The sequence below is a fragment of the cf. Phormidesmis sp. LEGE 11477 genome (assembly GCF_015207105.1).
GTDB lineage: Bacteria > Cyanobacteriota > Cyanobacteriia > Phormidesmidales > Phormidesmidaceae > Phormidesmis.
The window spans coordinates 1-5,140 of sequence record NZ_JADEXO010000200.1; the positions used below are offsets into that span (position 1 = coordinate 1).

Consider the following 5,140-nt stretch of genomic DNA (forward strand, 5'->3'; position numbering starts at 1 on the left):
AGGTGGGGGGGCTGGTGGCGGTGATTGATCCGGGGCGCAATGATAAGGAATTTCAGGGAATTTCGGTGGTGCAAAGCGCTCAGGCGGCGCTGGCTGATGTGATCGTTATCACCTGCGCCCAAGCCCCTCAGCACGCCTTTAATGCCGTATACGGTTCCGGGCGCGACAGCGTCGTCCTGGCTCCGCCGTTGCTGCGCATTTCGCGCCAAGGCAGTGGAGTGGGTGAGGCGCCATGAAACGCTGGTATGCGGAGCACACCCGTGTATCGAGCGTAGAAGATCCTGCGTATCATCAACGCAACCAAGGCTTTGCGGCCTGCTCGCCGCGTTATCGCAGGATCCGCCGCCACGCCCCCAATGCCATTGATATACTGCGCCGTTGTTTTCGCGTGATTTGTTCTGCGCCTGAATCTATCCCTGGGCTGTTTGATACAATGGTTGAGGACAAACGCGTTTACGTGCTGCTCGATCTGATCGGGCAGCGCGTGCGGGTCACCCTGCGCGTGGATGCCGTCGTGGCCAGCGCTTAAGGACTCGTCGGCCACAACAGCTTTAAATTCGTGCTCGCGGGAGATCGACTTCACCCGGAGTGCGGTAGCTTGAGAAAATCCTACCCTAATGATTCGGAATTTTTTGATAGATGAATGAGAGACAAGAGCAACCGCTGTTGATCATCGTCCCTTCACACGGGTGGCGCTCTATTCCGTTGGCTGAGATTTGGCGTTTTCGCGAGCTGATATTGGTGTTCGCCTGGCGCGATATCTCGGTGCTTTATAAGCAGGCGGTAGTGGGTGTCTTGTGGGTGCTGCTTCAGCCAGTGGCTACGGTAGCGATCTTTACGGTTATATTTGGCCTGCTGGCGAGGTTTCCCTCCGATGGCCTGCCTTATCCCTTGTTTGCTTTGGTCGGACTGTTGCCGTGGCAGTATTTTACCAAAGCCGTTGCGGCCGGGAGTGGCTGCCTAGTGACCAACAAGGCGATTGTCACCAAAACCTATTTCCCACGCATGGTGCTGCCAATTTCGTCCGTTATCGCTCCGCTGGCCGATCTGGTGATTGGCTTTGGTGCGGTGGTCGTGCTGATGATCTATTACGGGTACGCGCCAAGCGCTCATCTTTGGACATTGCCATTCTTTATCCTGATGGCGGCCCTGTTGGCGTTTGGGATATCTCTGACCTTGGCGGGGCTGAACGCGCTTTATCGTGATGTGGGTATCGCACTGCCGTTTTTGATCCAGTTTGCCATGTACGCAACCCCGATTATCTATCCGTTATCGTTCGTGCCACAGCGTTGGCAGTGGCTGATCAGTTTGAACCCTATGGCCTCGGTGGTGCAGGGCACGCGCTGGGCGATTACCGGAGAAGGGATGCCGCACACGATGGCGATTGCCTCAACGGTGATCTGGATCGTTGTTCTTCTGGCTGTCGGCAGTCAAACATTTCTGCGGATCGAAAAGTATTTCGCCGACCGCGTTTAGTAAAGCAGTTGCAAAAAAATTATGAGTAATTGGGTCATCAAATGTGACGGTTTGGGTAAGAAATTCCGTAAAGGCTCCGATACATCCTATGGAACTTTGCGGGACAGTCTGGCGAATGCATTCATTGGGAGAGGCAACCGCGACGATCTGGGTGAACAAGAGTTCTGGGCACTTCAGGAAGTTAATTTTGAGATTAATGAAGGTGAAGTGGTCGGTATTATCGGCCGCAACGGGGCGGGCAAAAGCACGCTGCTCAAGGTAATTTCGCGAATTACGGAACTGAGCGCTGGAAAGCTGCAAATCAAGGGGCGTGTTGCCTCCTTGCTTGAGGTTGGTACCGGCTTTCACCCCGAACTGACAGGCCGAGAAAACATTTTCATGAATGGTGCTGTACTTGGTTTGACCAAACAGGAAATTCGCACAAAGTTCGATGAGATCGTCGACTTTTCCGGCGTGGAAGAGTTTCTGGATACGCCGGTAAAGCGCTACTCCAGTGGCATGGCAACGCGCTTGGGTTTTTCCGTCGCAGCGCACTTAGAGCCTGAGATTCTGATCGTCGATGAGGTGTTGTCGGTGGGGGATGCCGAATTTCGAAAGAAGTGCCTTGGGAAAATGCGTGACGTTGCCGCAGGTGGTCGGACGGTCCTTTTCGTTTCGCATAATTTAAATGCGATACGGGCCCTGTGTCCGCGCGGAATATACCTTAATCAGGGGAAAATCCAAGAAGACAGCCTTGATATCAACGCGCTCCTCGCATCCTATTTGCAAAGCCAAATCCGGGGCGAGGCCAATAAGTGGAATGGTGCGGGGGTGATTTCAAACAGCTATATAATGCCCAAGCAATTTCATATTGCCGACCAAAGCATGTCATCGATTGAGCGAACTGTCACAAGCGATGAGGTGTTGAATGTCGTGATTGAAGTCGATGTTCTAAAAAAGAACAATGATCTTCTCGTCGGCTATCAGATTTCCGATGATCTTGGAAACGTTCTGTACTGGTCTTATTGTCAGGATTTTTTCGGCCAAGAAGTAATCCTTCCCGAAGGGCGAGTGGTCGTCTCGTCAGAAATACCGGAAAACATACTGAATGATGGTGAGTACACACTAACGCTCATAGCGGGTGTGCTTAACCAAGGTGCAATTTTTTCACAGGAAAGCAGCCCCGTGAAATTCTCCATCGAGGTTGATGGAAATAAAAATCGAGCTGGGGCATGGCAAGGGCGCAGGCTCTCAGCAATTTCTCCGGTTATTGAGTGGAAGATACGGTAACTTGTTATATCCGCGTTCAGGTTTTTTCGTTGAGCTTATTGATAGGGCAAGTCAACTCTGGCGCTACAAAGCCAGAATAATGCGCACGACTTCAGACAAGAGTGCTGATGGCATCCCCAAGGTGGATAAAGCCGGGCAAGTGGTTTGGATCGATGGCAAGAAAGCCCAGGTAATGCACAATGGTCTTCATGTGCGCTATGGGGGTTACCATCAGCACTGGATGGCGCACATTATCAAAAAACTGAAGGGACATCACGAGCCGGAAGAAGAGGCCATGTTTCATAAAGTCCTTCAGACCTTACCAGACGATGCCGTCATGCTCGAAGTTGGCTCCTATTGGGCTTACTACTCGCTGTGGTTTCGTTGGGGGCATGATGGCCGTAAGAATTATTTGATAGAGCCTAATCCTGAGAAAATTCAGATTGGCAGAGATAATTTTGCCTTAAATGGACTTGAGGGCGATTTTTCGCAATATTTCATGTCCAAATCACTTGATACTGAGGGGTTCCTTGACTGGGACGGAACTGTCAAAGCGGATGTTAAGCCGATGACAGTTGATGAGTTCATTCGCCAAAAAAATATCAAGCACCTCGATGTTTTGCACGCAGATATTCAAGGGGCTGAAGAAGACCTGCTCCTTGGTGCGGAGCAAGCAATGTCCTCGAAAGAGATCTCGCACTTATTCATATCAACCCACCAGGATAAACATGAAAAGTGTAAGGCCCTTCTCAGGGGCTATGGTTATAGGATTGTTTTTGATCACGATATTGACGCAAGCTCTTCAGCAGATGGTCTGATTGTTGCTGAGGTGGATCCTGGTTCGCGGGAACAGAGATAACTTCTGTGCTCGAAAAGCGCGTTCATGCCAACACCTTGAATTATTATTCAGTTCCAGATGGGGCTGAAATTTACAGTGCCGCCCCTTTGGATCTGATGAACGGGGCGCGTCTGGATGTGCTTGCGCGTTATGTTTATGCGCGGGCAAAGCTTTCAGGGATCGGTGTTGCCTGGGCGCAGTTCTGTTACGGATCGATGCTCAATGGGCAGACAAACGGCTTTGCGCGGGCGGGTGAATATGATCCGGGCAAGAGCGGTCTTTCGGACTACATTGAACAGTTCGATCGTCTTATAGAGTCAATGCGGGCCAGAGGATTCGCGATTGATGAACTAGTCATTCCAACCTGTGACGGGACAATTGTGGATGGAGCACACCGTGTTGCCAGTGCTGTAGCCTTGGGTCTTGAGTCTATTCAATGTGTTGAGCTGGCCGGCGCGCGGATGGTCCAGAACTATCAGTCTCTGACCCGCAATGGCGTTCCCGAGTCAGTGATTGAGTCGCAGGTTCTCGAGCTCATACGCCTTAAGCCGAAAAGCCGGATTGCGCTGTTGTTTCCGTGTGTTGGAACCCGCAGTTCGCAAGCGGCAGTGACGAAGTTTCAAGAGTGCTTTGACGTGGATTACGTGCAGAACACCCCGGTCTCGATGAACGCACTAATAAACCTCATGCATCTTTCATACGGTCACCATGATGACTGGTGGAGTGATCATCACGCCCGGAGCTTTGCTAAGAACCGCTATCGTGCTGCCGGCGAATTAAGTGTTGTGGCGTTTCAAGAACAGGGGCGTGATGTTCGTGGTTTCAAGGATGCGCTGCGGGTTGATCTGGGCAAGGACAATGACGGTCTCCATACGACTGATACTCATGAAGAAACACTTCTTCTGGCCGAAACCTTGTTTAATGCCAACGGGCGGCATTGGTTAAGTTTTGCGGACTTGTCCGGAGCGAAAACGCCGCGGTTTGATCGATTCTTACAGCGATTTGGCAATGTGACGACGCAGGCGGGCGCAGCGGATCGGGTGGCGGTTGATTCGGGTGGGGTGCTGGCAGCCTATGGCTTGCGTGATGTGTCTGACCTTGATTATCTCGAAGCCGGAGGAGAGGGCAGCTTTGATGAAGGTGGAGACATCAACTGGCACAACGCAAAATATGATGTGGTCGACGGGCTCGATGCCGAGGCGATTGTGTCAGACCCGCGCAATCACTTTTACTTTCACGGCGTAAAATTTGCGGCTTTTCATGTGGTGCAGTCGCTGAAGGAAGCGCGCAACACCGAGAAGGACCTTAAAGATTTCCTGGCGATGAAACGGGCTGAGAAAAGCACGATTGGAGATGATCTGTGGGTCTACTTAAGAACAACGCGTCTGGTCATCCAACGTCGGATACGGCAGGGCTTTATCAGCTTATTTCATATAACCACGCGGCTGATGAAGCGACGGTTGCCCGATGCAATCTACCTCCATATTAGGCGTTTATATCGCGCTCTGTTTAAAAAGAGTTGACTGCCATTATAGATCTCTTGAAAAAAATTATTATGACCTTGTCGCAGCCCCTTGT

At 51.3% G+C, this 5,140-nt stretch carries 6 protein-coding genes; all 6 read left to right on the top strand.

Going from position 1 to position 5,140, the window contains the following annotated elements:
- Window positions 1-236, top strand: a 236-nt coding sequence (locus IQ256_RS28260; RefSeq protein ID WP_228025367.1) for a hypothetical protein, incomplete at its 5' end; no start/stop codon positions are given.
- Entirely contained in the window at window positions 233-529 is a 297-nt protein-coding gene (locus IQ256_RS28265) for a hypothetical protein (protein ID WP_193859020.1), read from the top strand. The genes IQ256_RS28260 and IQ256_RS28265, both read left to right, overlap by 4 nt.
- 110 nt (window positions 530-639) lie before the next feature.
- Window positions 640-1,476 (top strand): ABC transporter permease, encoded by an 837-nt coding sequence (locus IQ256_RS28270; protein ID WP_193859021.1) that lies wholly within the window; start codon window positions 640-642, stop codon window positions 1,474-1,476.
- Between the two features lie 21 nt (window positions 1,477-1,497).
- Complete coding sequence (locus IQ256_RS28275) at window positions 1,498-2,745, top strand: ABC transporter ATP-binding protein (RefSeq protein ID WP_193859022.1); 1,248 nt, start codon at window positions 1,498-1,500, stop codon at window positions 2,743-2,745.
- Window positions 2,663-3,583 carry an FkbM family methyltransferase gene (locus tag IQ256_RS28280; protein WP_193859023.1) on the top strand — a complete coding sequence of 307 codons (921 nt, stop codon included), beginning with the start codon at window positions 2,663-2,665 and terminating at the stop codon, window positions 3,581-3,583. The genes IQ256_RS28275 and IQ256_RS28280 overlap by 83 nt, the downstream gene beginning before the upstream one ends.
- Before the next feature lie 5 nt (window positions 3,584-3,588).
- Window positions 3,589-5,085, top strand: coding sequence for a hypothetical protein (locus IQ256_RS28285; protein WP_193859024.1), 1,497 nt, complete (start codon window positions 3,589-3,591; stop codon window positions 5,083-5,085).
- The last annotated feature ends 55 nt before the right edge of the window (window positions 5,086-5,140 follow it).